The sequence below is a fragment of the Subdoligranulum sp. DSM 23681 genome, assembly GCF_057005535.1.
In genome coordinates, this window is sequence record NZ_CM168050.1 from 1383354 (window position 1) to 1409888 (window position 26535).

Annotated in this window: 20 protein-coding genes and 2 pseudogenes; 10 read left to right on the plus strand and 12 right to left on the minus strand. The window is 55.1% G+C overall.

Going from position 1 to position 26535, the window contains the following annotated elements; all coding sequences use genetic code 11:
• Positions 1–30: 30 nt before the first annotated feature.
• The 3 genes and pseudogenes from AC127K_RS06500 to AC127K_RS06510 form a co-directional block, all read right to left on the minus strand.
• The gene (locus tag AC127K_RS06500) at positions 31–1254 is read right to left on the minus strand and encodes a nucleotide sugar dehydrogenase (RefSeq protein WP_294539294.1); all 1224 of its coding nucleotides are present in this window, start codon (positions 1252–1254) and stop codon (positions 31–33) included.
• Positions 1255–1519: 265 nt separating this feature from the next.
• Positions 1520–2281, minus strand: a pseudogene (locus AC127K_RS06505) (PLP-dependent transferase); the annotation flags it as partial.
• A gap of 88 nt (positions 2282–2369) precedes the next feature.
• Positions 2370–3830, minus strand: a complete 1461-nt coding sequence (locus AC127K_RS06510; protein WP_483722025.1) for a C69 family dipeptidase — start codon at positions 3828–3830, stop codon at positions 2370–2372.
• Positions 3831–4146: 316 nt separating this feature from the next.
• Here AC127K_RS06510 and AC127K_RS06515 point away from each other — a divergent pair, with 316 nt between their 5' ends.
• A complete protein-coding gene (locus AC127K_RS06515) occupies positions 4147–4893 on the plus strand; it encodes an HNH endonuclease (RefSeq protein WP_483722026.1) in 747 nt (248 codons plus the stop codon).
• A gap of 33 nt (positions 4894–4926) precedes the next feature.
• On the opposite strand, the gene AC127K_RS06520 is transcribed toward AC127K_RS06515, so the two are convergent.
• The 3 genes from AC127K_RS06520 to AC127K_RS06530 form a co-directional block, all read right to left on the minus strand.
• The gene (locus tag AC127K_RS06520; RefSeq protein WP_294539303.1) at positions 4927–6204 is read right to left on the minus strand and encodes a DNA cytosine methyltransferase; all 1278 of its coding nucleotides are present in this window, start codon (positions 6202–6204) and stop codon (positions 4927–4929) included.
• 129 nt (positions 6205–6333) lie between these two features.
• Positions 6334–6594, minus strand: a complete 261-nt coding sequence (locus AC127K_RS06525) for a helix-turn-helix domain-containing protein (protein WP_483722027.1) — start codon at positions 6592–6594, stop codon at positions 6334–6336.
• 212 nt (positions 6595–6806) lie between these two features.
• On the minus strand, positions 6807–7331 hold the full coding sequence (locus AC127K_RS06530) for an N-acetyltransferase (RefSeq protein WP_483722028.1): 525 nt from the start codon (positions 7329–7331) through the stop codon (positions 6807–6809).
• A 561-nt stretch (positions 7332–7892) separates the two neighbouring features.
• On the opposite strand from AC127K_RS06530, the gene AC127K_RS06535 reads away from it, so the two are divergent.
• Both AC127K_RS06535 and AC127K_RS06540 read left to right on the plus strand, forming a co-directional pair.
• Positions 7893–8453, plus strand: coding sequence for a hypothetical protein (locus tag AC127K_RS06535; protein ID WP_483722029.1), 561 nt, complete (start codon positions 7893–7895; stop codon positions 8451–8453).
• 467 nt (positions 8454–8920) lie between these two features.
• A complete protein-coding gene (locus AC127K_RS06540; protein WP_483722030.1) occupies positions 8921–10372 on the plus strand; it encodes an ATP-binding protein in 1452 nt (483 codons plus the stop codon).
• Between the two features lie 259 nt (positions 10373–10631).
• Here AC127K_RS06540 and AC127K_RS06545 read toward each other — a convergent pair.
• From AC127K_RS06545 to AC127K_RS06560, 4 genes and pseudogenes are all read right to left on the minus strand, one after another.
• A pseudogene (locus AC127K_RS06545) lies at positions 10632–11309 on the minus strand (S16 family serine protease); the annotation flags it as partial.
• 52 nt (positions 11310–11361) lie between these two features.
• Positions 11362–12408: an FtsW/RodA/SpoVE family cell cycle protein gene (locus tag AC127K_RS06550; protein WP_483722031.1), complete on the minus strand. Its 1047-nt coding sequence runs from the start codon at positions 12406–12408 to the stop codon at positions 11362–11364.
• A gap of 360 nt (positions 12409–12768) precedes the next feature.
• Positions 12769–13338 carry an FHA domain-containing protein gene (locus AC127K_RS06555; RefSeq protein WP_483722032.1) on the minus strand — a complete coding sequence of 190 codons (570 nt, stop codon included), beginning with the start codon at positions 13336–13338 and terminating at the stop codon, positions 12769–12771.
• Between the two features lie 122 nt (positions 13339–13460).
• A complete protein-coding gene (locus tag AC127K_RS06560) occupies positions 13461–14294 on the minus strand; it encodes a PP2C family protein-serine/threonine phosphatase (RefSeq protein ID WP_483722033.1) in 834 nt (277 codons plus the stop codon).
• Between the two features lie 279 nt (positions 14295–14573).
• Here AC127K_RS06560 and AC127K_RS06565 point away from each other — a divergent pair, with 279 nt between their 5' ends.
• From AC127K_RS06565 to AC127K_RS06580, 4 genes are all read left to right on the plus strand, one after another.
• On the plus strand, positions 14574–15974 hold the full coding sequence (locus AC127K_RS06565) for a helix-turn-helix domain-containing protein (RefSeq protein WP_483722034.1): 1401 nt from the start codon (positions 14574–14576) through the stop codon (positions 15972–15974).
• 20 nt (positions 15975–15994) lie between these two features.
• Positions 15995–18133, plus strand: coding sequence for a serine/threonine-protein kinase (locus AC127K_RS06570; protein WP_483722035.1), 2139 nt, complete (start codon positions 15995–15997; stop codon positions 18131–18133).
• A gap of 131 nt (positions 18134–18264) precedes the next feature.
• Complete coding sequence (locus AC127K_RS06575; RefSeq protein WP_483722036.1) at positions 18265–19587, plus strand: penicillin-binding transpeptidase domain-containing protein; 1323 nt, start codon at positions 18265–18267, stop codon at positions 19585–19587.
• A gap of 29 nt (positions 19588–19616) precedes the next feature.
• Positions 19617–22592 (plus strand): S16 family serine protease, encoded by a 2976-nt coding sequence (locus AC127K_RS06580; protein ID WP_483722037.1) that lies wholly within the window; start codon positions 19617–19619, stop codon positions 22590–22592.
• A 58-nt stretch (positions 22593–22650) separates the two neighbouring features.
• On the opposite strand, the gene AC127K_RS06585 is transcribed toward AC127K_RS06580, so the two are convergent.
• Positions 22651–23136 carry a hypothetical protein gene (locus AC127K_RS06585; protein WP_483722039.1) on the minus strand — a complete coding sequence of 162 codons (486 nt, stop codon included), beginning with the start codon at positions 23134–23136 and terminating at the stop codon, positions 22651–22653.
• Positions 23137–23542: 406 nt separating this feature from the next.
• On the opposite strand from AC127K_RS06585, the gene AC127K_RS06590 reads away from it, so the two are divergent.
• The gene (locus tag AC127K_RS06590) at positions 23543–24166 is read left to right on the plus strand and encodes a hypothetical protein (RefSeq protein ID WP_483722040.1); all 624 of its coding nucleotides are present in this window, start codon (positions 23543–23545) and stop codon (positions 24164–24166) included.
• A gap of 147 nt (positions 24167–24313) precedes the next feature.
• Here the strand turns inward: AC127K_RS06590 and AC127K_RS06595 are convergent, their stop codons facing one another.
• Positions 24314–24826 carry a helix-turn-helix domain-containing protein gene (locus tag AC127K_RS06595; RefSeq protein WP_483722041.1) on the minus strand — a complete coding sequence of 171 codons (513 nt, stop codon included), beginning with the start codon at positions 24824–24826 and terminating at the stop codon, positions 24314–24316.
• A 259-nt stretch (positions 24827–25085) separates the two neighbouring features.
• On the opposite strand from AC127K_RS06595, the gene AC127K_RS06600 reads away from it, so the two are divergent.
• Both AC127K_RS06600 and AC127K_RS06605 read left to right on the plus strand, forming a co-directional pair.
• A complete protein-coding gene (locus tag AC127K_RS06600) occupies positions 25086–25358 on the plus strand; it encodes a helix-turn-helix domain-containing protein (protein WP_483722042.1) in 273 nt (90 codons plus the stop codon).
• Between the two features lie 269 nt (positions 25359–25627).
• The gene (locus AC127K_RS06605) at positions 25628–26458 is read left to right on the plus strand and encodes an AAA family ATPase (protein ID WP_483722043.1); all 831 of its coding nucleotides are present in this window, start codon (positions 25628–25630) and stop codon (positions 26456–26458) included.
• Positions 26459–26535 lie beyond the last annotated feature (77 nt).

Genomic DNA, 26535 nt, shown 5'->3' on the forward strand with positions numbered 1-26535 from the left:
GCTTTTTTCGGGCCGGGTTCCTGCCGCGGGTCAGTCCCGCCGGAACAGGTCCCGGGTATAGACCTTCTGTTTCACATCGTCCAGGGAGCTGTCGTACCGGTTGGCGATGATGGCGTTGCTCCGGGCCTTGAAGTCCGCCAGATCGTTGACCACCCGGCTGCCGAAGAAGTCGGTGCCGTCCTCCAGCGTGGGTTCGTAGATGATGACCCGGGCCCCCTTGGCCTTCATCCGCTTCATCACGCCCTGGATGCTGGACTGGCGGAAGTTGTCGGAGTTGGATTTCATGGTCAGGCGGTAGACGCCCACCACCGGGGCATCCGCGTCGCCCCCGTCCCCGGCCGCGCAGGCCCGGGCGATCTCCAGGGCCCGGTCGGCCACGAACTCCTTGCGGGTGCGGTTGGATTCCACAATGGCCTCAATGAGGTTTTCCGGCACATCGGCGTAGTTGGCCAGCAGCTGCTTGGTGTCCTTGGGCAGGCAGTAGCCGCCGTACCCGAAACTGGGGTTGTTGTAGTGGTTGCCGATGCGCGGGTCCAGACAGACACCGTCGATGATGTCCTTGGTGTTCAGGCCCTTGGTCTCGGCGTAGGTATCCAGTTCATTGAAATAGCTCACCCGCAGGGCCAGATAGGTGTTGGCGAACAGCTTCACCGCCTCGGCCTCGGTAAAACCCATGAACAGGGTGTCGATGTTCTCCTTGATGGCCCCTTCCTGCAGCAGACCGGCAAAGACATGGGCCTTCTCCACCAGACGGGGGTCCCGGGGGTCGGTGCCCACAATGATGCGGCTGGGATAGAGGTTGTCATACAGGGCCTTGCTCTCCCGCAGGAATTCCGGGCTGAACAGGATGTTCCGGCTGCCGGTGCTGCGGCGGATATGTTCGGTGTAGCCCACCGGGATGGTGGACTTGATGACCATGATGGCGTCGGGGTTGACTTTCTGCACCAGATGGATGACCTCCTCCACCGCGGAGGTGTCAAAGAAATTCTTGGTGCTGTCATAGTTGGTGGGCGCTGCAATAATGACGAACTCGGCGTCCCGGTAAGCGGCCTCCCCGTCCAGGGTGGCGGTCAGGTCCAGCGGTTTTTCCGCCAGATACTTTTCGATGTATTCGTCCTGGATGGGCGATTCCCGGCGGTTGATCTTCTCCACCTTTTCGGGCAGGATGTCCACCGCCGTGACATGATGATGCTGGGCCAGCAGCGTGGCTATGGACAGCCCCACATAACCGGTACCGGCAACTGCGATTTTCATGCTTGTTCCCCCTGTAAAACGTCTGCGCCGCGGGCAAAGCCCGGGGGCGGCGGCCGGTTTTCAACGGTTTTGCGCCCTTTCGGTCAATAATACCCCGGATTTTTTAATTATAGCATAGGCCATTTTGTATTTCAACCGACGCCCCGTTCCCCCAAAAAGCCCCGCCGCAGACACCGGCATGCGCCGGCCCGCAGCGGGGCATTTTTGGCAGGCTGGGTTCCCGTCTGCCGCCTTCACGGTGCCAAGACCAGCAGCGGCGTTCCCGTCATCCTTCCCGTACGCTGCGGAAGGCCTGGTCCAGGTCGGCGAGGATGTCGTCAATGTGTTCGGTGCCCACCGAAAGGCGGATGGTGTTTTCGTAGACGCCCGCCTCTGCCAGTTCCTGCGCCGTCAGCTGGCTGTGGGTGGTGGACGCGGGATGGATCACCAGGCTTTTCACGTCCGCCACATTGGCCAGCAGGGAAAAGATCTGCAGATGGTCGATGAACCGGAAGGCCTCCTCCCGTCCGCCCCGGATGCGGAAGGTGAAGATGGAGGCCCCGCCGTTGGGGAAGTAGGTTTCGTACAGCCGGTGGTCCGGGTGGTCCGGCAGCGAGGGGTGGTTGACCTGTTCCACCTGGGGATGGGCCGCCAGATAGGCCACCACCTTTTTGGTGTTTTCCACATGGCGTTCCAGGCGCAGGCTCAGGGTCTCGGTGCCCTTCAGCAGCAGAAATGCCGCAAAGGGACTGATGCAGGCGCCCTGGTCCCGCAGCAGCACCGTCCGGATGTAGGTGACAAAGGCCGCCGGACCCGCAGCCTGGGTGAAGCGGACGCCATGGTAGCTGGGGTTGGGCTGACTGAGCCAGGGGTACCGGCCGCCGGCCGCCCAGTCAAACCGGCCGCCGTCCACGATCACCCCGCCCAGGGTGGTCCCGTGGCCGCCGATGAACTTGGTGGCGGAATGCAGCACAATGTCGGCGCCGTGCTCCAGGGGCCGGATGAGATAGGGGGTGCCGAAGGTATTGTCGATGACCAGGGGCAGCCCGAGAAAAAGAGTGGAAAAAAACAAAAGCAGCACCGGTCCGCTGCTGTTCCCAGCGGTTGGTGCTGCTTTCTTTCCTGCTATTCTACGCTCAGTTATCCCCTCTGTGATACCGGATCTTCATCTTCTCGGAGGCGTTTTTGAGGATCTGGGCCAGGGCTTTGTCCGACTCCTCCTTCACCATATCCGCAATTTTGCGGTTGGCTTCCTCCAGAATTTCGACCGGTGCGCCCTGCCGGATCTTTTCGTCGTACTCGTACAGGAACTGCTGTCCGCGGTTCATCACGGCGTTCACATACCGCTCATCAAACAGCAGCGCACTGCCGAACTGGGCGTCGGTCAGGGCGGCAATGAGCCGGCTGTGCCAGTACATGCTGCCGGTGGAGACCGTTTCGGTGGTACCGCTGAAGTACTTGGGGAACTCGGTCACACGGGCATAGACCGGGAAGCAGGCCGTGAAGCCGCTGCCGCCCATGGACAGCCACTCCACCCCCTGAATCGCCTCGGGCAGATACCCGCGGATCTGCATGATGCCGCAGACATCGCTGTTGGGCACGCCGATGGTGCGGTATTTGCCCTTGCAGGCCGCGGTCCTGTCGTAGGGGTTGTAGGGCGTTCCCTGGTAATAGGATCCCAGCAGGTACCGCACGTCCTCCACCGTCACCTTGCGCTCCGGCACAAAGGACCAGGGGATGTCGTTGCTCTCGGGGGTGAAGTCGGCGTTCTCCCCGTCCCACTTGTAGGTCCGGGGCAGGAAATACCGGGCCATGAACCAGGCCCGGGGGGTGTTGTAGATATGGTCCGCGTCGGAACGGGAACCGAAGGCCAGCCGCGGGTTGAACTCTGCCCCCGTATCCAGCGCCAGGTGGTGGGTTTCCACGAACTCCCGCAGGTCCTGGGAGCAAAGGTTTTCCTGCTGCGCGCCGCAGGCATCCTCAAAGTCAAAATGGTCCAGACCAAACTGGTTGGGCATGACCACCACCCGGTCATCCGGCACCCGCCGGGCGATCCAGTGATGGCCGCCGATGGTTTCCAGCCACCAGACTTCATCGGCATCCGCAAAGGCCATGCCGTTGGGTTCGTAGGTGCCGTACTGCTCCAGCAGCGCACCGGTGCGCAGCACCCCTTCCCGGGCGGAATGAATGTAAGGAAGCACCAGGGTCACCAGGTCCTCCTCCCCGATGCCGCCGGGGACCTCTTTGGTATGGCGGCCTTTCTTTTCCTGATACCGCACATAGGGGTCCGCGCCGATGACCCGGGCGTTGCTGGTGATGGTCTCGGTGGCGGTCATGGCCACATTGGCTTCGTTGATGCCGCAGGCGGGCCAGACGCCATTGGACTTGTTCACGTTGGGACAGTCGGTATAGCCCATGGCCTTCTCCGGCAGTTCCACCGTCAGGTGAGAGATGACCGTTTTGTAGGTGGCCGCCCCCTCCCTGGCCGGATGGGCCAAAACGCGCTTGGCTTCAAATGCGCCGTCATCATTGCGGGCAATGATGGTGGAACCGTCATGGCTGGCCTTCTTGCCAACCAGAATCGTGGTACAGGGCATAGATTTCTCCTTTTTCTATGTACATCCGTTTTCAATCGTGTACAGCCTGATTTTCACTGCACGGTCAACTTCCCGCAACCGGGAATCGACAAAATTCTGCTTTTTTCGGCAACACCTCTATCATAGCATGGGTCCCGCGCCATTTCCAGCCCCCATTGTCCTTGGCGCAGCCCGCCCGCTCCGCCGGCTGCCAGCAGACGCCCTGTGCCACTTGCGGGGGCTGCCATCCGGCAGAAGGTCTTTCCGATTGTCTCTATACACAAATGGCATTCCGTGTTATAATCTAATGTAAAATACTGTGCAGGAGGCCTTCCAGATGGCAGAGAGAAAAAGCAAAGCCCGGATTGAGCAGTCCCCCTTCCTGACTCCTGCTGCCGAACCCGATGACTTGGTGGATCGTGATGCATGGATTGAGGAAACTACGGCAGGGTTTATCTCAAAAAGTCCGGCCAACAGATTTATCTATAGGGTGATCCTTGAAACCCTGTGGCCCAAAGGCCATGGCATTCCCGGTCCGATCGTGAACCGGGAAGAAATTCGGAAAGCGGTCGATCTGGCCAAACAAAAGACCTACATAGACACCTTCCGGCGGCTGCGGGAACTGCAGGGGGAGGAAGGCCTTCTCGGCATTGTGAAGCATGGCAATCAGTACCAGCTGAGCACCTTGAATGTATATCAGAAAAAGACACCGAGAATCCACCTTTCCGATGAAAAGTGGGATCGCGTTGTGGCGCATTACCAGAACAAGTGTGCCGTATGCGGGGCCACCAATGCCGGGAAAAAATTTCAGCAGGACCATAAGGTGCCCCGGTCCCGAGGGGGTACGGACGCCATAACCAATTGGCAGCCCCTGTGTGACAGGTGCAACAATGTGAAAAGCACCTCTTGCAGGTCCTGCACAGAAGACTGTTCCAAGTGCGGCTGGGCCTACCCGGAGTATTATCGCCCCATAAAAGTTCCCGGAAGTGTTCTGAAACTGCTGCATGAATTTGCGGACGACAATCATATTGACGCCGACGAGATGGTCACAGAGCTGATTTTGCGCAATATCCCAAACAAATAAGAAGGAGGCAGCCAAAAGGCTGCCTCCTCTTTATTATGTCCGATACTTTTCAAGCCTGGGATCCTGGTTTGTGACAAGGCCATATATTCGCATCAGGGCAAGGCCCAGGGCTCTGCCCACCAACGGCGGTATGGCGTTGCCGATCTGCGCATTTCTGGGCACATCAATTCCTCGTGCCGGACCGTTTAGGGTGTACCGGCCATAGAACGTATAGTCATCCGGGAATGACTGCAGCCTTGCCATTTCACGCAGGGTCACAACTCTTGGCTGATTGAAATGGATGAGTTCCTCCGGTGCGGTCGTCAAGGTAGAGCAGGGCTTCTCCGTATCCAGAACGAACCTTTTGTTGGAATGGCAGCCATTTGCATATAAGAATTCCTTGCTCAATCGGCCCGGCGGCTGCGTCCTTTGCGCGGTCTCACACAGGGTCACGATTTTTTTGCTGTGCCGGTTAAATCTGTGCGAACTCGGCACTTCCTCACCGGGGCTGTTCTTTCTCATCAGTTTCTGGTAGGCACTTTGCGCAGGCCTGTACTTGCAGGTTTCATACCCGGGGAATTCGGGATCGGGGACTTTGTCCCCCCCTGCAAGATCGCTTATGGCTTCGCCGACATTTACATATCGGTCCGTAGCAAGCCCGAACTGGGCGCGCTGCTCCATGCCGACTTCGCTTAAAATATCCGTGAGCAGACGTGCGACATCCATTTCGCCGCAGAAGTCTTCTCTGATGGAAAACAGGATCACGCGCTTTCGGACCTGGGGCACGCCGAAATCAGCGGCATTGATCACAACTTTTCCGACCTTGTATCCCAGTTCCTCCAGCTGCTTTACCGCTTCCGAGGCCACACTCATGGTCATTCCGTCAATGGGCCTGCAAACAAATTTTCGTTCAAAGCCCCCCACGTTTTCTATGATTCCGAAAACGGGCTTCAGCATGGAAATCGCTTTGATCTGCTTGAATACCAGCAGGTTTCTGGGATCATTGCCATTTCTTGCCCCCGCTACGGAAAACCCCTGGCAAGGCGGCCCCCCTGCCACAAGCAGCACTTTTCCGGCCAGTTCTTTCAGATGCGCCGCATAGGCATCATCGTCCACCAATTCTTCTATCGAATGCGGCTGCTTGGTGAGCCATGCCGGCCAACAGGTAAAATGCCTATAAGGAGCATCCTCGTTCACCAAATTGGATGTAAATGTTTTAAACGCCATGGGGTCTTTTTCAATGGCAAACACCCCTGACCAGCCTGCCCATCCAAGGCCAAGTGATAGCCCTCCACAGCCAGCGAAAAAATCAATATAGTTCGTGGTACTCATTGTCTGCTTCATTCCTTGGCATTCTCTCCGTCGTTGTTTCTCAGCGTTTTACCTCTATTATGATTTTTATAAGAGATCGCTCCTATGCATCACATGGATTACAGCAAAAATATGCGCTCCCGGTTTTCCTTACTGATTCCGGGAAGAATGATTGTCGATTGCGCTTTCCCCGCTTTTGACCCATTCATCAAGCTCGGAACGTTTGAATTTCCACAGCTTTCCGATTTTATGCGCGGGGATATTCGTTTTCTTTATCCAGTTTCTGATCGTGTCCTTGGTTACGCCCAGATGGATGGCTGCATCCCCGATTCCGATCCAGTTTTCTTCAAAATCCATGCTCATCGTTTTCGCCCCATCACATGATCTATTTTGCCAGTTGAATTTTAGCATACCGGAATAGGGATTTCAACGTGTTTCCTATGATTTGGTTGTAATTAAAAGGAGACAGCCCTGTCATTTGCGCCAGCCTGCATTCCCTGTCCGAACAGCGGCGCGCCACCGCTGCCGGAGAGTGAAATGCCAATGCGGCGGCAAAAGCAGGGAGCCGGGTGTTTGCCCGACTCCCCTGTTCTATCCTTGTAGCTTCCTTCGCCGCGTCTGCTTTACAACAGCGATTTGATCATGATGATGCCATGATAGTTTTCCCCATAGCAGTTGGGGATGAATCCGGCAGGCACAAACCCGAGCTTGCGGAAAAAATCAAAGTGTGCCCGCCCGTGGGAACGCAGTGTGCGCAGTTCCTCGGCGAAATCGGTGATGGGGCGACCGTGGCAGGACATCCCGGTGGACCCGATCACATATTTGAGGTTGCGGTACCCTTTTTGTCGGGCGTATTCCTCCGCCTTCTGCAAAAGGGGTTCCAACGGTTCTTCCATGACAAGGGTGCCGGCCTCCTCAAATCCCAGGTTTTCAATGGTCATGGTGGAATAGCCCGGGAATTCGGCACAGAGGATCCAGCCCTTGGGTTTGCCGTCACTTTCCAGATACCATCCCGCCAGGGTGGCCAGCAGCTGTACATCCTGCAGCTGCTGATGGGCCCCCTCGAAATCCCACCATTCCGGTTTGAGGGTGGACATCAGGACCGCCACAGCGTCCGCGCTGGAGGCGGTCAGCGGTTGAATGGTCATGCACAGGACTCCTTTCCGGATAGAATGAACCTGATAAAAGAGCAAGGGGCAAGGACGGACCCGTCCTTGCCCCTTGTGTGGCGGAGCATCAGAGATTTGAACTCTGGCGGCGCTGTTAACGCCCTATCGCATTTCGAGTTTTGTGTCCCCAATGCTGTCTGTGCTCCCCCAGGGTCAAAACGGGCCGTTTCGTCCAGTCCATTTTGACCACACCACGCGGATTTCCGGCGTATCCGCCCACAAAACCGCGTGGGTACAAGTAAAAGTATAGTACCACCCTTTGGGGCGAAAAGCAACGCCTTCCGGGAAAAATGCAAGATACCGTGCAAGATAACCGGCACAGCATCTGGCCCGCCGGGGCGGGTTCTGGCTTTTGTCCCGGCGCAGAATTTCCCCACAGGCGAGAAAATCACCCCAAAATCCAAGAATCTTGTCATACAGATACGGTTTCTCCGGGTCCGAATTTCATCAAAGGAGAATCCGACCATGATCGAATAGACCATTACGAAAGACCGGCTGGCAGAGGAGATCGACGCGCTGCTGGCGCCCTATCCCGATCCCATGAGCCGCAATGACTTTCGCATCGCCTGCCACATCGGCACCCGCACTTTCCTGTATCTTCTGCAGAGCGGTCTGGTGCCCTGCCTCCACACCGGCAAACGCACCCGCTGCTACAAGATCGCCAAGGTGGACGTGGCCGCCTACCTGCGCCGCCGTCTCACCGAACCGGAGCATTATGCTCCTCCCAGCGGGTGGTACAAAAATTATCCTCAGCGCAAGCCGCCTGCCGTATCCTTGACCCGCACTCTCGACTATGAGATCGTCAACCGCCTGCTGCTTCGCCGCCATCTGGAGCAGCAGCTGGCCGACGCCCCCGACGTACTGACCGTGGAGCAGATCGCCCGCTTCACCGGCTACACGCCCCACACCGTCAGCCACTGGTGCACCGAGGGCCGCCTGCACACCATCCAGCGCCGCCCGCGGTTTATGGTACCGAAAACGTGGCTGCTGGATTATCTGATATCGGATGATTATAACAGGATCACCAGGAAGAGTAAGACTCACTACGCTATGATTGAGGAGGTGGCGCCGAAGCCCAGACGACCGAAGAAGAAAGACTGAAGGTGAGATCAGGGGGAGCATTTTCCAACCTGGAAAATGCTCCCCCTGTGTCATTTGCAAGAATCATTGCCCCTTCAGTTAGAACCCACACGGAATTGTTGATTCTTGTAATTTCAAACTGTGATGTCGCAGATTTGTAAGTATACTTCGAATATTTGCTGACATTTATTATAACTAACTTCCATTTTGCCGCATCAAAGCGGTACAAAGCCCGACTTTCTAATCATCATTCTAACATTCTAACAATCATTGTTAGCAAATTGTTAGAATATCAATTATATTTTTCCCTCATTGAATATATATCGTCCAGCTTAATCGCAATTGGATTGGACGACATTGAAGCCAGCGCCACATTCTTAAAGTATAGGTGGCATTTTGCAGCGCATAAATGTAATCTATACATTGCATTATTGTTGACAATATTGCAAGGTGTAGTTATAATTTGTAATGAAAGGTGGGTGAATGCTATGCCAATCACCACAAAGGAAGGCATCCTGAAGGTTTTAAGAGGGTTTAACCCCTGGTGGGCAACTGGTACTGTCAATCCAGAATTATTGCGGAATTATAAGAGATTCGCATATTATGAAGCAATAAATCGTTTGGAAAACAAATCAATCCGTCGAACGGTGATTCTGACCGGTGCTCGCCGCGTGGGAAAAACGACAATTGAATATCAATTGATCCATCATCTGCTGCAAAATGGCGTGCCTCCGCAAAAGATCGTGTTTGTTTCGTTGGATCACCCCATGTTGAAACTGGCTGGATTAAACGATGTCTTGGAATGCTATCATGAAAATATCTACGCCAACCAAGATGTTTACTATTTCTTTGATGAGATTCAGTACGCTACAGATTGGTCCATGTGGTTAAAAACGCTCTACGACACACAGCCTACTACCAAAATTGTCGCTACCGGTTCCGCGAGTCCCGCCCTCGTTCGCGGGAACATTGAAAGTGGAACAGGGCGTTCCACGGTAATCCAAGTTCCCACACTATCTTTCTATGAATATTGTGCCTTAATTGGCGCCTCGGATGGCTTGGTGCTGGATCCAGCCATCAAGCCTTCTCAGCTTTTGAGATTCAGCCAGCAGCAACGTGGGCAAATCATGAACAAACTGTCTGTCGTACAGAAGCACTTTACCCGTTATCTGCAGGTTGGAGGATTCCCGGAACTGGCTCTTGCGGATAATGACCTTTTTGCCGCACAGGTCATGCGAGAAGATGTTGTGGATAAAGTTCTTAAACGGGATCTTCCTGCTCTTTACAATATTCGCAATGTAACAGAACTGGAACGAATTTTTCTATACCTTTGCACCGTGTCCTCCGAGGTGGTCGCCATCGACACCATTGCCAAAGAATTGAATGGCGTAAGCCGCCAAACGGTGCAAAACTACGTTGATTATCTGGAAAGTGCAAATCTCATTTATTTGAGCTATCCTGTAGATCTCGACGGGAAAAAGATTCTTAAAGCAAAGCCAAAAATCTATATTGCCGATGCAGCTATCCGAAACGCCGTCCTTATGGACAGTGATGTTCTCTCCAACCCAATAGAACTGGGAAAGATGGTGGAAACCGCAGTATACAAGCATGTTGCCGCTTTCTATTACCAGAAGGCCACAAGGGTCGGCTATTACCGGGGAGGGAGAAAAGGGAAAGAAATCGATATCGTCGTAGATTATCCTAACATCAACAACATCCTAATTGAAGTGAAATATCGTGAAGAGGCGCCGATCCCAAATGATTCTGCCATTGTGGAGCACTGTGCAGCCGCAGAATCCGCGATCGTTATCACCAAACGCATGGATGATTTTGGTGCGCATGATACCCCCAGTGGGAAACAGCTGCTTAGAATCCCGGCATTTGCCTTTTTGTATCTGCTCGGCCATGCCGAACGAAACGGCTATAAAGGGATGGAGTGAGTGGACAAACATCCAAATGCAATTGCAACTTTTCTTCTTGAGGAGAAACCATAAGGCGTGCGGAAGTTTCCGCACGCCTTATGGTTTTGCATGATTCCGGGTTCTGCCTCCTCACACTCCACAGCAACCATATCGCATTACTTTTCCTCATTTTAGCGAATCGAGCGGACAAAGTTGTGCTTTTTATCCTGCCGGTATGCTACAAAAACACAACACAAGCACCATTGGGATCTCAAAGAGGGTGCTTTCCCTTCTCTTTTCATTCCACGCCAAGTGCTTTGAACACAGCATCCTCGGCGCTGCTGTAAAAAATCAAATTGAAGCTGCCGATCAGGTCGGCAGGAACTGTCCCCAATTCTGTCGCGGAGGTCATGGGCAGCAGCACCTTTTTGGCTCCGCTGTCCAGGCAAACCTGTAAAGCGTTGGGCAGCTCGTCTACCTTGATCATCGTACCGCTGATACTGATCTCGCCTAAAACAGCAGTAGAGCTTAGCACCGGTCTTCCAAGAGCGATGGAACACAGCGCGATCAGCGTAGGCAGCGCTAGCTTGCCTGTCATGCCGATCCCTTGCAAGTCCTGGTAGTTGATGATGTAGTCCTTCGTGGATGTGCTGATAGAGCCGCTGATGCGGCCGCCATTCGCCTTCAAGTAGTTGAAGGCGGTGTTGGTGGCTTCCTTTGCATCCCGGTCAGAACCAATTCCGGTACGCTCGAACTTTCCACTTCCCGGCAACATCTGGCTTTCCAAGCGGAAAACGCCAATCATGCCGGATCTACCCCGGCTCACCGTGTAGACCTGGCCGGGATTGCATAGACCCTCGGGGATCAGTTTGCCACCGCCCTGCTCCGGCACAGAAACATAGTGCTCGTCAAAGGTTTCGTTGTCCAAGTAGGAAAAGTTCACGTCGTAGAACTCTATACCGCCCAGCTTTTTTACCACAACGATTCCCTCCGGGTCGGCCAGAGTCACCGGACCGAACCCCGGCAGATCAGTCCGATGCAGGCGAATCTCCTGATCCGGAGGTTGGCACGGTATTTGCCATGTCAGCTGACTCCGGTACACCCCCCACTGAAAGGTCAGCACTACCGCCGCAACGATCAAAATCCACCGCATTTTTTCCATCATACACTCCTTTCGAGACCGGATACCGTCGCCCCCTGTATACCGCAGGTACACTCCCCGCCTCGGCCAAGGGTACTATCAAAAACAAACAACTCACAAGCAGAGCCGTTCCGCCACTGGCCAGAAAAGGCACTGCAATACCCATCACGGGGCATAATCCCAGCGATCCGGCCGCGGGCAGCAAGGAGCTGACCACGAGAACAGCCCACCCCGTCAGGGCAAAGGCCTGCACCGCAGGATTCTTCAGACTTTCCCCAACCTTAAAGAACAATTGGTACAGCAACCAAAGCAGCCCTATCACCAGCAGCGCAAAAAACGTACCCATGGTAGCTGCCACCCCGATCAAAATGTAATCCGAACTAGCAACCGGAACCGCTTCTGGCTGCAGCGTTCCCAGTGAACCGCCTGTAAGCAACGCTTGGACCGCCTTGGCCTGCTGGTACCCCGCCCCCAGCGGATCGGCCTGATCGGGATGCAAAAACAGGGTCACCCTAGATGACACCTTGTCGACAAGCCGTTTCAACAGGACGGGTAAGGGCAGATTTTTTTCGGCCACAAATAAGGCTACCGCTCCTCCCCCAAAAGCCCCACCAACTGAGACCACCAGGGTAAAAAAGCCGAACTGCCACGGGTAGTAATAAAGAAGGACAATGACAACGGCCAGCCACACAACCGCAGCCGTGCCCAATTCCGAAAGCCCGGCCAGCAAGGCGACATTCATCAGACCGCACCCGAGCAGTGCCAGATACCGCTGTCGTACCTGAAGGGCAGAGGTTTGGACCCCCGCCACAAACACTGCCAGCAATGGCTTAACGGTTTCGGATAGTTGTACGGAGAAACTCCCCACCCGCAGCCACAGCCCACCGTTGAGATAGAGGATGCCGTACACAACGGCCATGGCGGCACCAGCCATACAGGCCATACACCGGCCGCTATGGAGGTGGCGGGTGATGGTCCGGCGCATCCCGAAGCGCATCAACCGTCCGAACAAACCACCCCCCCCCAGGGCAAGACCAAGCAGCAAGGGGCCGGGGGAATCACCCAAAAGAGACTGCACTAACACCGCAAAGGCCACAAGGCTCCACGCCAGGAGTGCCTCGCCCCGGCCGTGGCACATAGCCAGAAAGACCGCTCCGCCCCCCAGAAGCCCGGGAAGGCAGACGAACCAGCAGGTACTTCCCCGACCGGCCGCCATTGCCAACACCGCCCCGAACAAAACGACCGAAAAAAGATGCACCGCACTCACCCGGACAAAAGCTCTACGAATCACAGCCTATTCCCCCTTTGATGCCACCGGATGCTTGCGAGCAAAAGGAGAACCTGCAGCAGGGATCTTTTCTTCGGGCACCGCAAAGCTCAGCGCAATGTGAACGGGGCCGCCCCCCAGAAAAAGCTCCTTGTCTTCCCCAGGGATAAGAGACACTTCATCCAGTGGCAGATGATTTACATCGAACATTCCGTTTCTTCCGCGGTAACCCAAGTAGTACCCGCTGTCATCCCGGCCCACAAAGGCTTCCTGCCCGCTGATACAAAGATCCGGTAAGATCAAATGGCATTCCGGCCCACGCCCGATTAAAAAATACTCTCCTTTTTTCAGGGAAATCTCAAAAACTTGCTTACCGTGGGGCCCCCAATAGGTAAGGTACACCTTCTGTTCAAAGAAATTGGTGATGATTTTTGTAGCGGAAGACTCCTCGCTCTTACCCAAGGTGTCCGACAAAACCGACTCCACCGGGTTTTTGAAGATGCCCGGTTTTTTCTTGAACAGTAGCGCACCACCTCCCACTGCAATCGCCGCAAGAACCACTAACGTCAGCATAGCATTCAGCACTTCCTGTACCATAAAAAAATTCCTCCTTTTTTCGGTAAGGCACCCTTGTTGCTTACATTGTATCGCAACAGGCCACCTCGCCGAAAAAAACGAGGAAACATCAAAGTCATTCCTTTTTGAGACTCTATTCTATTTTAAGGCATTATCTTTTTCACTAATCGGACAGGCTGAAAAATCCCCGGCAAACCGTTGGCAGCCGGCAAAACCCGAATTAAAATCAGCGTGCTGTCGTCCCGCAGAGGATCTGCATAGTGGTGCAGCAACTGGTCAGCAGTGGTTTTTTTCCGGGTATGCAGGCAGTCCAGCAGGCGGCGCCATGTTACCGCCCGAGCGGCTCCGTCACTACACACCACGTAAATATCTCCCGGCTGCACCAACTCTTCCATAAAAAATTCTTTGCTTTTGCTGTAATACGGGTTACCAATAAAATTTGTCAGCGCGCCGCCATCCTGCCACTGGTCGCACTCCCTCTGAAGGGATTCCTGCGCATATTGGTTATGGGGGAGATACATAGGCATCATCTCTTCCCCGCGAATACGCAGGATGGGACTGTCCCCCACATTGGCAGCGATGACTCGCCTGCCCATAAAAGCCAGCAGCGAAAGGGTAGTAGCGCCGCTAGGAGTGGGGATACTTTTTTCGGGATCCAGATACAAGCTGGATGCCGCCCGGTTTACATCCTGCAGCCAGGTGTGTGGGTCAGCCCCCTGCTGGAACAGTTTTCCCAACCGCTCCACCGCAAATTGGGCAATTTCTCCTTTTTCGGGGGTACTGCTCACCCCGTCAGCTACAGCAGCCAAGAACGGCACACCTCCGCATACCTGCATCTGACTTTTTGCCCTTGCAAATCGCAGGTCATTTTTGGTTCCCATCACATATCGGTCATCGTTGCCACCCCGGGGGCCGCTCAAAGTGACCGCCGTCACGTTCAGGCGCAGGGCGGGAACCGTTTCATCCTTCCATAACATCCGCATCCAAGTTCTCCTTTTCCCGTGGTCGGGCTGGTGGCGTTTTGCTTTTCTTGATTATAGCACGGCACCGCCCCGAGGGTCAAAAACCTGTCATCCGGGGCTCTCCCGCCAGCAAACCCCACTTTTTTCTTTTTCCCACGTCATTTTTTCTATTCTCCCGCGTTTTCTTTTGCAGTCCGGTTTCCTCATTTTTTCCGCCTGCCTCTTTTGGCAATTGAGCCGTTCCTGCATTTGTGGTATGATTAATCCAACGAAACAGAAGGGAGGAACCCACCCATGATTTCACATAATTCTTTTGCGGCAGAGGAATACCCCGGTGTAAACGGCGCCTCCCGTATCTACCTGGACGACCAGGACCGGCAGGAGGACTATGTCAGCTACCGAGATTTTGTGCAGGACTTCACCGGCGATTACCGTTTTACTTCCTGGTTGCGGGAAGAGCTGAACCGCCACAACCAGACCAGCCAGGATCTGGCCCAGGCGCTCAAGATAAGCAAGGGCACCGTGTCCAAATGGTATAATGGCAGCTGCCTGCCCAGCCGGGAAAACTTTATCCTTCTTCTGTTATATTTCAACGTTTCGCTGGAAGACGCCCAAAAAAAGCTCAGCCGTCTGGGGCGGCACAGCAAACTGTATGCCAAGACCCCCGGCGATGCCGCCGCCCTGCTGCTTTTATACCTGGCCCAACGGGAAAACCTTCCGGTGGGTGCCCTGCTCCGGGAAATTCCCCTGGAAGCCGGCCAGCCACCTCTGCCGGGGCCTCTGTACCGCCGCCTGGTCCAGACCTGTTGCACCTGGGCCACGCAAGGCCCCGACGGCAACCAACCGGTCTGCCAGCCAGCCGCCCCAGAAACCAAGGTTTTGCTGGCCGACCAGTTGCTCAGCACACAGGCCACACCGCAAAACTGGCTGTCACACCTGGAGACCTACTGCCGGGACCTTTGCCGGTATCAGCGCACCCAGCGGGAAAAAATGCTGGATTACCTGAACGCCTGGCTTGCCGACGCCCCCGAAGGGGAAATGCTGGTGGACCAGGGGGTGCAGTGGGACGGTGAACGAGTGACGGATCAGCTAAAAAACTTGCCCCGGCGGCACACCTACCCCGAACGGGACGAAGTGATCTTGTGGGGCCTGAAACTGGGTATGCCCTGCGAAAACATTGACCAATTGCTTTTTGCCGGCGGCTTTACGCCGCTCGGACTGTCTGATATGGACGTCCAGGGCCAGCGCTATGGCCTGTCCGGCGGGTTGGAGGGCGCGCTGAAACTGGCGCTGCGGGCCTTGCGCAACGCCTTCCCATCAATGTTTGCCCATTGGCCCTCCGCGGTAAAGATGATCAAAGCCCAGTTCGACGGCTACGAGATTGCCCGGCGCAACGAAGCGGCCTTTGAGCAACGGATGGTGCAGGCGGGGTATCTTTCCAAGGATTTCATCCCCACCCGGGAAATACCCGAAGACCTGCCCAATTTGGAGGCCTGGTGGAGCATTGATGGCGCAGACCTTGCCAAAGACTACCGGGATCCCACTTTTTCGCTGCAGGCTACCGTTTACCTGATGCTGCGCGGCACACACAACCGGGACGGCATCAAAACTTTTGTACGGCACGTGATTCTGGGCATGAACCTGCCTTATGAGGAGCTCCCCTGCTGGCTCACCGCACCAAAGGCTCCCGCCTGAGAAAGGAAGTGTAACCTCCTATGGGATTTTTTCCTGCCAAAACAGCCCGTGTCCCCGAAGCCTCCCAGGCAGCTTCCCCCTTAAATGCGTTGGCCGCAGGGCAGCGGTGCAATCTAGTACAGCCACTGACGGAGGACCAGATTCAAAAGATCCTGAACTTGGTGCCGCAACTAGGTCCGCTGGAACTGGATGGCTGCCTGGGCGCAGGTGGCTTTTCCTCGGTATACCGGGTGCAGAACCGCAACACCGAGCAGCCCCTTGCTGTAAAAATAACCGACCCGCTGTACAAAGTTGCCACCGATTGCCTGCAGAACTCCACCGGACGTTTGACCGAGTTACAAGCCCGGGAAGCCCAGGCCCAATATCGCTATTTTGAAAAAAGAGCCCAGGACGAACTGCAGATTGCCACCCTGGTACTTTCCACCGAATGCCCCAACCTGATGCCCACCCGGTTTGTCTATTCCCTCAATGTACGCACAGTGCTGAATCTTGACTATGACCGTATCATCTGGCTGATCGGTATGCCTGTTCAGCCCTGCATGGCCGACCAGTTCCATCCGCTGTGCCAGGGCCAACTGGATGAGCCGCTCTTGCTCAAGCTGGGTTCCGATCTGTGCAGCGGCCTGCTGATACTGGACGGAATGGGAAGGCACGGCGCGCTGAAAGCTCGGCAAAATATCGCCGCACCGGCAGGGCAGATCGCCCCCGGTGGAAAACCACTTCCCCCTGCGGTACAGATACTTCTGATTCAGGAGGAGGAGCCTGACGCCCATCTGTTACACCGGGATGTAAAGCCGAACAATATTTTCCTGCGCATCAGGCAGGATAAGAACGGTCGGATTCTCTCGGTAGACTTTATCCTGGGGGACTACGGCATCACCCGGATGATCACCCCGTCGGATACCACCCCTACCGGCATCCAGGCGGATCTGTTCAAAGCACCGGAACTATCCATCCACCCCTTCCGTGTCACCCCCTCTTCCGACCTGTATTCGGTGGCCATGGTGATGTTCTGGGCCTTGTGGGGCAACTGTTCCACCGACGACTTTGAACGGTTGCTGACCCTGTGCAAAACGGCGGATCCAACCCTGCAGTACCGCACCAACGAATGTCACCCCGGCCAATACTTTTTTGTGCTGGCCAAATGCCTGTATACGGTCTGGCGCAACGCCCTGATTGCACCGGAAGCAAAAACTGAAATTTTGCAGCACGCCTGCATGGACGTTTGTTCAGTATCATTGCTGTGCGACCTGCTGGGAATGCTGAACAAAATCCCCAGCGAACGGCCCTGGCAGTCGGCCCAGGCCATGCGGGATGCGCTGGAACAGCGCCGCTTGGCTGCCCCCGCTCAAACCATTCTTACCCCCCGTCAGAAACAGACCATCCAGCAGCAAGCTCAAAAGCTGCAGCAACAGCAACAACTGCTGGCACGGCAAAAAGAGCAGCTCATACAGGAACTGAACCGGGAGAAAGAATCCTCCGCCAAAATGCGTCGCCAGATGGAGGGTTATTTCGATCTCTTCAGTTCTACCCAGCAGTCCGAACAGCTTTTGCAGGAAGAGAACAAGCGGTTGTTCCGGAAGAAACAGGAAACGGAACAGCAAATCCAGCGGTTGCAGCAGCAGCTGAAGGAAAAAGATGCAGAAATTGCCTTTGCCTTAGCCACAAAACTGCCGGAAAAGGAAGAGACCGCGACAAACGCTCAACAAGACAACTGGCATACCCGTTGGCGTGAGCAGCACAAAGAGTTTGCGGAATACAAAAAAAAATCCGCCGCGGAAATAAAGGACATCAGGACTTTGCTTTTGTCAACCCTCATCTTCGTCACCCTCCTCTCGGCGGTTCCCTTTACGGTGCTCTGCCTCCGTTTTTCCAGGGGGGAACCAGTGTCCCTAGGAATCCTGATAACCTTGGGCTTGCTTGCATCCTCCGGCATCACCTGTTTTGCCCTTTACAAAGAAAAAACTTCGTGGCCCGATATATTCCGTCTTTTCATGGGATTTCCTTTTTATATTATAGCTGGCATAATTATTATTCTGGTAGAAGTATTAGATGAAATATCATTTTATACAAAAGGATGGTCCTACCTCCTTCTTTTGCCCATTGGCCTGGGGGTGAGTGCGTTGCTGTTCTGGCTGATCCCTCTATTTTTAAAATAACGTTTTAGCGGCAAAACCGTCCGTGTTGCTCTGGCAACGCGGACGGTTTCTTTATTTTCTCCAGTTCCTTGGGAATTTATGGTTTAATACAATTGGAAACGGAAATTTCCCCAAGGAGGCGCAAATCGTTTATGAAGAAAGCCTTTTCCCTTTGTCAGGTTTGTATGGGGGCTGGAACACTGCTCCTTTGCGGGGCCCTGGTGTACAAATCCGTGTTGGCACCAGTTGTGGACGCCGAGGCCGCCGCCATGCTGCATGACCTGAAACAACAAAAGCAACAGGCCCAAACCATTCCGGGCAATTTTTACGACAGAAACGGCATCCCTCTCACAGAAAGCCACCTTGAAGGGGAAGAAGGCACACTGCTCTATCCCGAAACCACCAGCCTGTTCATTGGGTATAACAACCAGCGTTTCGGTGCCAGCGGCCTGCGGAAAACCTGCGCCGACACCCTATATCTCCGGGGAGAGGATGTTTCTCTCACGCTGGATATCCACCTGCAGGAATATGCCTATAGCCTTCTTCCCGAAGACGCCTGTGCCATAGTGCTGGAAAACACCACCGGTGCCATTCTGGCCCTTGCCTCCAAGAGTACCGTCCCCTTTGACGCCAACCACCTGGAAGAAAGCCTGGCCGCCGCCAACCTTGAAGATGGCTCCCTTCTGGTGCGGGGCATTTCGGAGCAGGATCCGCCGGGCTCTACCATGAAGATTCTGACCACCACCGCCGCGTTGGAAGCCGAACGAAAAAGTCCAGGAAGTATTACTTTTTTGTACGATGACAACACTCCCCTGGTTGTTCCGGGCAGAACCATGACCATCCACAACTTTGATAATGAAAACTGGGGCCAACTTGACTTAGAAACGGCCTTTACGCGATCTTCCAACACATATTTTGCCAACCTGGTCCTGCAAAGCGGACCTGACCCCCTGGCGGATCTGCTGGAACGTGTGGGCTGGGGAAGCCCACTTCCGCTGGATTTTTGCACCCTGAAATCAAACATAGGAGATCTCTCGCGCCCGGAGGAATTGGTTCAAACATCCTTCGGTCAGGGTGAGGTCACCATCACCCCGTTGCAGCTCGCCGCCACCTATGCAGCATACTGGAACTCTGACGGTGCCATGATGATTCCCCATCTGTTAAGCGACACCCAACCCCAGGTGCTTTGCGAAGCGATTGCCTCCACCTCCACGCTGAAAACGGCCAGAAGCCTGCTCACCGCCGCCGCCCAAAAGTACGGCCTCACCGAAGAAACGACTCGGGTGACCGTGGGCGCCAAAAGCGGTACTGCTCAGTGCAGCGGCGACCGCCTTCACACCTGGCTTGTTGCCGGTTGCGACGAGGGCTACACTTTTCTTCTTAGCTTCAGCAATGGCACTAGCAGCGCCGAACTCTACGAACCCATGAAAGAACTTATCTCCTACACAAAAGCACTTTATCCCGACGGGATATAACCCCCCGCAAGAAAAGAAAGGAGCCCCGCATGAGAATCCTACTGGCCAGCCCTTACAAATTACCGTCCACATTACCCAATTGGGTAGCTGGCACCACCACCGGGCAATTGTTCAGCACCGTGCAGTATGAAGGAGGCATCCCGCAATTTTCCGGAAACCTGCTTCTGGGACGTGATATCGCCGAAAAAGTTCCTTCTCACTCCATTGTCTGTTTCGGCGCCCTGCACAGAGAAAGTTCCTATACCTTGCGGGCCGAACAGTTACTGTTTCGCCTGGAACAGGATCACTTCAAAGCCGTATACGCCCTGTCCGAGGACGGGTCCACTTCCAAAGTCTCCCCAGACCTCTGGCCCGCAACAGATCCACAGCTGCTTTCGCCGCACCTCACAGCCGAAGAATGGACGGAAGCCGCCCGGTTGCTTGGGGAACGGGCAGGAAATCACCGAACCCCGCCGCCCAAACCCGCTGCGGAAGTCATCATCAAAGATCTGGCGGCAGAGGAAAAAGAGCCCCCCTCCTTTCACAGCTTCTTACAACAGCACGCCATGCACTTCCCGGAGGATGACCCCACGCTGCCGCCGCCTATTCCTCAGGATCCGTCCCTCATTGCCGACTTTGTCAAGGAAAACCAAAATTTTTACCCCCCGGCTATACGCCAGACTCTTCAGCAACTGGCCCGTCTCTCTCTCACCAGCAACCGGCAGATGATCCGGTTACACAAAATTTTACAATACGGCTACACCCCAAAAACCGCCAAACTTTCATTCGACGCCACGCCCTTTGACAGGCCTCTGCTGGGCCGGACGGAAGCCTTGCATACCCTGGGCACAGCCTTGCGCGAGGCCGCAAAAGGCTCCCGCCAGTTGGTACTGATCATTGCACCGCCCGGCCATGGAGGAGGTACTCTCCTCCGGCGTCTGTGTCAGGCCGTTGACAAAACACAGCTGGGTGTCGTCGAATGCAGCAGCGCGCCCTTGAACCTGGCAGGATCTAGTGTGGGGTATGATCAAAGTAACGCCGGCTCAGTGAGTACCGAGCGGTTCAAGCAAGTACTGATCCTGAAAAATGTTGATGATGCCTGGCACAAAAAGGATGATAAGGATTCCGCCTTTTTTCTGCTCGAAACCTTATTGGCCAGCAATCGTTGGTGCGACCGTTTTCTCGACGTAGAGCTGGAATTCCAGGCCAAACTCTGCGTTGTGGTGGTGCACCATCTCCCCCGGGAACTTGCCCGTTCCTTTGAGGGGCTTTTCCAGTACAGTATTGATTTAACCGAGGATTATTCAGTGGAAGACAAAATTCAGATCCTGCAAGCGCGAGCATCGCAGGGCAACCTGACACGCCCGGCGGCTGAAACCCTGGTTCTGAGCTATGCGCCCCTGTCATTGACAAAGGCGGTGCACTTGCTGGATCGGGTGGTTGCTGCCAGCAATCCCGCCGAGGAAATCTCGGTGCTAACAGTCAACCGCATCCTCAAAACGCCTTCTCTGACGCCGGAGGAGCGTCTGATCAGCCGGTACCTTCGCCACCAGGATCAGTTGCTGCCCTCTGCCCGGGAGCTGGCCCAGGCCCATGTGGATCTTCTTAGCGCCGACCCGGACACATCCTCTGCCCACGAACGCAGGGAAGCCGCCCGGCTGCTGCAAATGATGTTGGATAGCATCCCACTTGCCAAACCGATCCCTGCCCCGCAGGAACTGCACGCCTCGCTGGATCGCGATATCTTAGGACTGTCCCACCAAAAAGACGCCATCGTCCAGTGGATTGTGAATCCCCAGGGAAAGGGACTTTTGCTGGTAGGCCCACCGGGCTGTGCCAAAACCAGCCTCGCCCACGCCGTGTCCATCGCCATGGGGTATAAGGATGTGGTACATTTGGATATGGCACACATGACGCCATCCCTGCTCAGCGGCAGCGGCAAGCTGCACGGTTCGGTTCCGGGGGAAATTGCCCGGAAAATCACCCAAGATAAAGGTGAACAACGACCGTTTGTATTGGACGAGGTGGACAAGGCCTCCCCCGAGGTATGTTTTGCCATGCTGGATCTCCTGCAAAGCGGCATCTTTCTCGACAACGCCCTGGGAGCGATGGATCTGCGCCAGCGTCCGTTGATTCTGACAGCCAACAGCCTGGAGCCCCTCCCCCGTCCGCTGCTGGACAGACTGATCATTCTGAAGATGCCCAGCTATACCTTGCCGGAAAAAGCAGAGTTATGCGCATTTTTGTGGAACCGCCAGCTGCCCGGCGAACCTGCTCTGGAGAAACAGATCTGCGAACAGATCGTACACTGGTGGTGCCCCAGCGGCGGCTGCCGGGACATACAGAAAGCGCTGCAAAAGCTGACTTCCGCCTACCGCAGCGGCTGGGTTCCCAGCAGCGACAAAAAAGCTCTGACCGCTATTTTGGGAGCACCTACCTATTACCCGCCGCCAGCATGCCGGCCGGGGCCAGGTATGGCCTATGCCCTGGCCGCCTGTACGGATGGCTCCGGCGTAGTGACCCCCGTTCAGGCCTCATCCGCCCCACCGGGTACCCCTCCTCAAAGTTTCGGGCTAGGATCCAGCGCCACTATGCTGGATTCTGCCAATCTGGCCTACTTGCTGGCTCCACAAGTAGCCTGTCAGAAGTATCGCCCCATGCTCCTGGCCATGGACGCCGGTACCGGCCGGGACGGTCCCAGCGCCGGGCTGCCGGAATTTATCGCCCTTTTTTCTTCGTACAAAAATCTCCGGCTACCGGCTGTAGCCGCCACAGGCGAGCTCCTTCTCCACGGCCAAATTCTGGCCGTCGGCGGCATACGCCAGAAAATTGATGCTGTATTGCGGTGCCAGCCCCTGATTCGCCACCTGATTCTGCCGGAGGACAACCGAGTCCATTTGACGGAAGATCTGCGCAGTGCCTTGGAGAAAGCCAACGTCAGTCTTTACTTCGCCCGCTGTGTGGAGGATGTAGCGCGGATTTTGCTGGAGCAAATTGCCCTCCCCGCCCAGACTGCCTCTCATTAATCCCAAAAAAGAGCAGGCCCCCAACCAGGGTACCTGCTCTTTTTTTATAGCCTGTTCTTCAGTCCGCCAGGGCTTGCCCCAGCATTGCAGCCAGATGGCCGCCCTGCTCCCACCGGGTCAAAATCCATACCACGGCCTGTTCTTCGCAAAAGCGGCCAAAAAATTCCAGTACCGCCGCCAATTCCGGCACATCTTCGGGCAGCGGCGCATCGCCACCGGTCAGGTCCACACAAAGAATCTGGCAGGGCAATCCCTCCGCCTGCATTTCGGGAAAAAGTTTTACAAACCACCCGCGTCGACTCTGTTCCCGGTTTAAGCGAACCACCGTCTGGCCAAAGCTGCTTTCACACCGGTGTTCCTGCGCAGCCACAAAGGCATTGGTCTGATCGTCATCCTCCAACTGCACTACACCCACGCGGAAAGACCTCCCCAACGCGCAGGTCTGCAGGGCTTCCAGTTCTTGGTGACACCACGCTGAAAAAGCCTCCGCCTCCATCTGCTTTTCTGCCCAAAACACCGGAATCACCAGCTTGTTGTCTTTCATAGTGTTTTCCTCCGTCCAGTATTTATTCCATCATACACCCACGGCGCTCTGCATCGCAACCTTGCAGGGAAACCCGGTCTGGGTAGCCCTTGAGTTTCCCCATCCGCTGCCAAGGACGGGGAGAGCTATACCATCGACGGCAAATCGGTGCTGGTCATCAGCGATACCTGCCGCATCGACAAGGTATACCGACTGGCCAACAGCTACGCCTGGAGACTGGATGAGCATCCCCACAAAGCCCCCACTGCCAGATAGCGGTCCTGCTCTTTCAAACTGCGGTTAACTCTCAGTCACATTTGTGCACCTTAGGTTCTGACCATCCGCATTATCGGACCAGCTTTCTGCTATAATGAAAAGAAGCAAAGAAATGTCGTCCGTCACTGCAGAAGAGGAGGCCACATTCCCCATGAAATACAAAGAAACCGGATTCCGTGCTTTCTACAAGAAATTCACTGTTTTTATGTTCACAGACACCTTGCGAGAGGTCACAAAAAATTTCCCCGGTGCCGAGCAGGGGAACTGTATCTTGACGTATGGTTATATTGACCGTTTTGCCGGCCTGACTCTGGAGATTCTGGCTGTTGGTGTGGCAGAGAAGGACAATGTCACCTTTTTTGACGGCACAGACACTTATCGCTCCTTTCTCCGCATTGGTGCCGTCATGGAGCAGGAGTTTTTTGCTCTGAGGGATGAAGACGGCTCCCTTTATGCTGAACACGCAACCAAAATCGAACAGTTGCATCACTACGATGCAAGCCAGGAAGTAGAACAGACCCGGCAGATGAATTTTCTGGATGCCAGCCGTGACCCTTCTTACATTGATGATGTACTGGTCTATCTGTTCAAAGAGAGTCTTTCGCCGGAAGGTTGCTGGGTTCGCATCACCGGCCTGGAAGAGCACAGTCTGAAGGGCACTTTACTTAATGAGCCGGATCAGAATTTCGGTTGCCACCGCGGAGAAGAGCTCTCCTTTTTTGTTCAACAGAATCAAGACAAGCAATTTTTCTGCTGCTGTGTACTTACAACTTAATTATCGTGCGAAAGATCAAATTTTCCCCAATAAACACCAAAGCCACTATAGGTCTCTTTCAAAGTCTCAGATTTCACTGTAGAGCAACAGATCCACACAACTTTATAAGGCAGGTCTCTTTTCTCACAAAAGCACTTCTGCTATTCCCTATTTGTCTGCACTCTCCGGCCAACAAATCTTCCACTCAAAGTATTCCGCTTCGGTAATTTCTCCTTGGCGAAGCTTCCGCTGCACTTCCGCCCAGTCTTTAAGGAAATCGTTCAAGACCGTCGAATTGAACCACATGGCCACAGGGCTGTCCGGCGGCCAGTCATCGTTATCATCATAGTGCAACGAAAAATCCTGGTTGGCATTGTACCGGGTCTCGGACCGCTGTGTACGGATCAGGTTGATAATACCGGGCACTTCCTCATCCAGCCAGAACAGTTGCTCCATCATATCGGCAGCTGCACCGTTTCCGCCTTCTGACAAGGCCATCGCGGATACGTTCAGTACTTCAGCCATCTTCTCCAGCAGCGGCTTTTTGGGAATCCGGTACCCCATCTCATACTGGGCAATGCGGTTGGCACCGCCTGCGCCCAGTCCGATCTTTTCTCCCAGTTCCTTCTGCGTCATCTGCCGATGGCGGCGTATCCGCTTGATTTTCTCGCCGGTTGTCACGGTTTTGCTCCTCTCCAAGCCGTTATCGCGTCCACGGATTTCCCGTGGACGCGTCTTTTTGTATTCATTGTACCCTACCCGTCCCCGATTTACAAGAAAATTGTAACAAATTTGCGAAATATATTGACGTTCGCATTTTTGCGAACTATAATATCTTTATCAAATTTGCGAAAGTTGAATAGAACATTTGCAAATGATTACAGAAAGGAGATTTTCCTATGATTATCCAATTCGTACACTTCCATTCTATGAGGGTCGCATGGCTGCGAAACGCCTCATCCCGGAAAAAGAGCTGAAAGCCTGCTATGGCCTGCTGTTTGCCGACTATCCCGATGTGGTAACGGTCCGGCAACTGCAAACTATGTTGGGCATCAGCCGTCATGCGGCGTATGATCTGCTGGGAGAAGGGGAAATCGGAGCCCTCAAACTGGGCAACGCCTACAAGATTCCCAAAATCAACGTCATCCGCTATCTGCTGACCAATGCACAAGGGGCGGGTTTTGCCGGGCAAGACCTGCAAAGTGAATCATAGCATGATTCACTGGAAATCCGCCGTAGGAAAAGTGAATCATAGCATGATTCACTTTCTACTGTATTGCGGCCAAAGGTATCTTAACAAGATTCACGCAAGCGATTTTCCCGACAAAGTGAATCTTACTAAGATTCACTCCGCATCTCCGCCCAAAGCCGCGCCGTGCCGCGCACCGCCGGGCGGGGGGCACGTTACCCGCATTGTCGCAAAGGTCGCGCCACAGGGCCCCGTTTGGCGGCCTGTGGCCCAGCAAGAAGAAGGCGTATGCTATGCAGAGAAACGAACCTATTGACGCTGAAACTCTACTTTCCACCCCGCTGCCGCCGGTGCGGTGGCTGATTCCCGGCCTGCTGCCCGCCGGGCTTTCCTTGTTGGCCGGTGCCAGCAAGGCAGGCAAAAGTTGGCTGTGCCTGTGGCTTTGCCTGCAGCTGGCCCGGGGCGGCGAGATCTGGGGCCGCACCACCCAGCCACAGACCGTACTGTACCTCTGTCTGGAGGATACCTATGCCCGCATCCAGGGGCGTTTGTTCCGCCTGACCGAGGACTCCGTTCCCAGCCGGTTGTACTTCCAGACCGGAAGCTGCGCCATCGGGGACGGTCTGGAACTCCAGATCGAGAAATTCCTGTCCCAGCACCCTGAAACCGGGCTGGTGGTCATCGACACCTTGCAGAAGGTCCGCACCGCTGACCCGAACAACGGCGCATACGCCAGCGATTACCAGGATATGAGTGCGCTGAAATTCCTGGCGGACCGCCGCGGCATCGGGTTGCTGCTGGTGCATCATCTGCGCAAACAGGACGCATCCGACCCGTTCCAGCAGATTTCCGGGTCCAACGGCCTGATGGGTGCCGCCGACACCATCTGGCTGCTGCAGCGTCAGCGGATGAGCGACACGGCCCGGCTGCTGGTGGCAGGCCGTGACATGGACAGCTGCACCCTCCATCTGCAGACCCGGGACTGCATCTGGCAGTTGTTGGAGGAGGAATCCGCTGAGGAGCAGGTCCGGAAGGCCGTTCCGGACTACCTGTGGCGGGCGGCGGACTTTGTCTGGCGCGCCGACAGCTGGACAGGCACCGCCACCGGGGCCGCATCACGGTAGCGAGCATGGGCTTTGTGTTGCCGACGGGCAACCCTTCGCCGCGGCGGACACCGCCGCTTCTACGGGGACGACCCCGG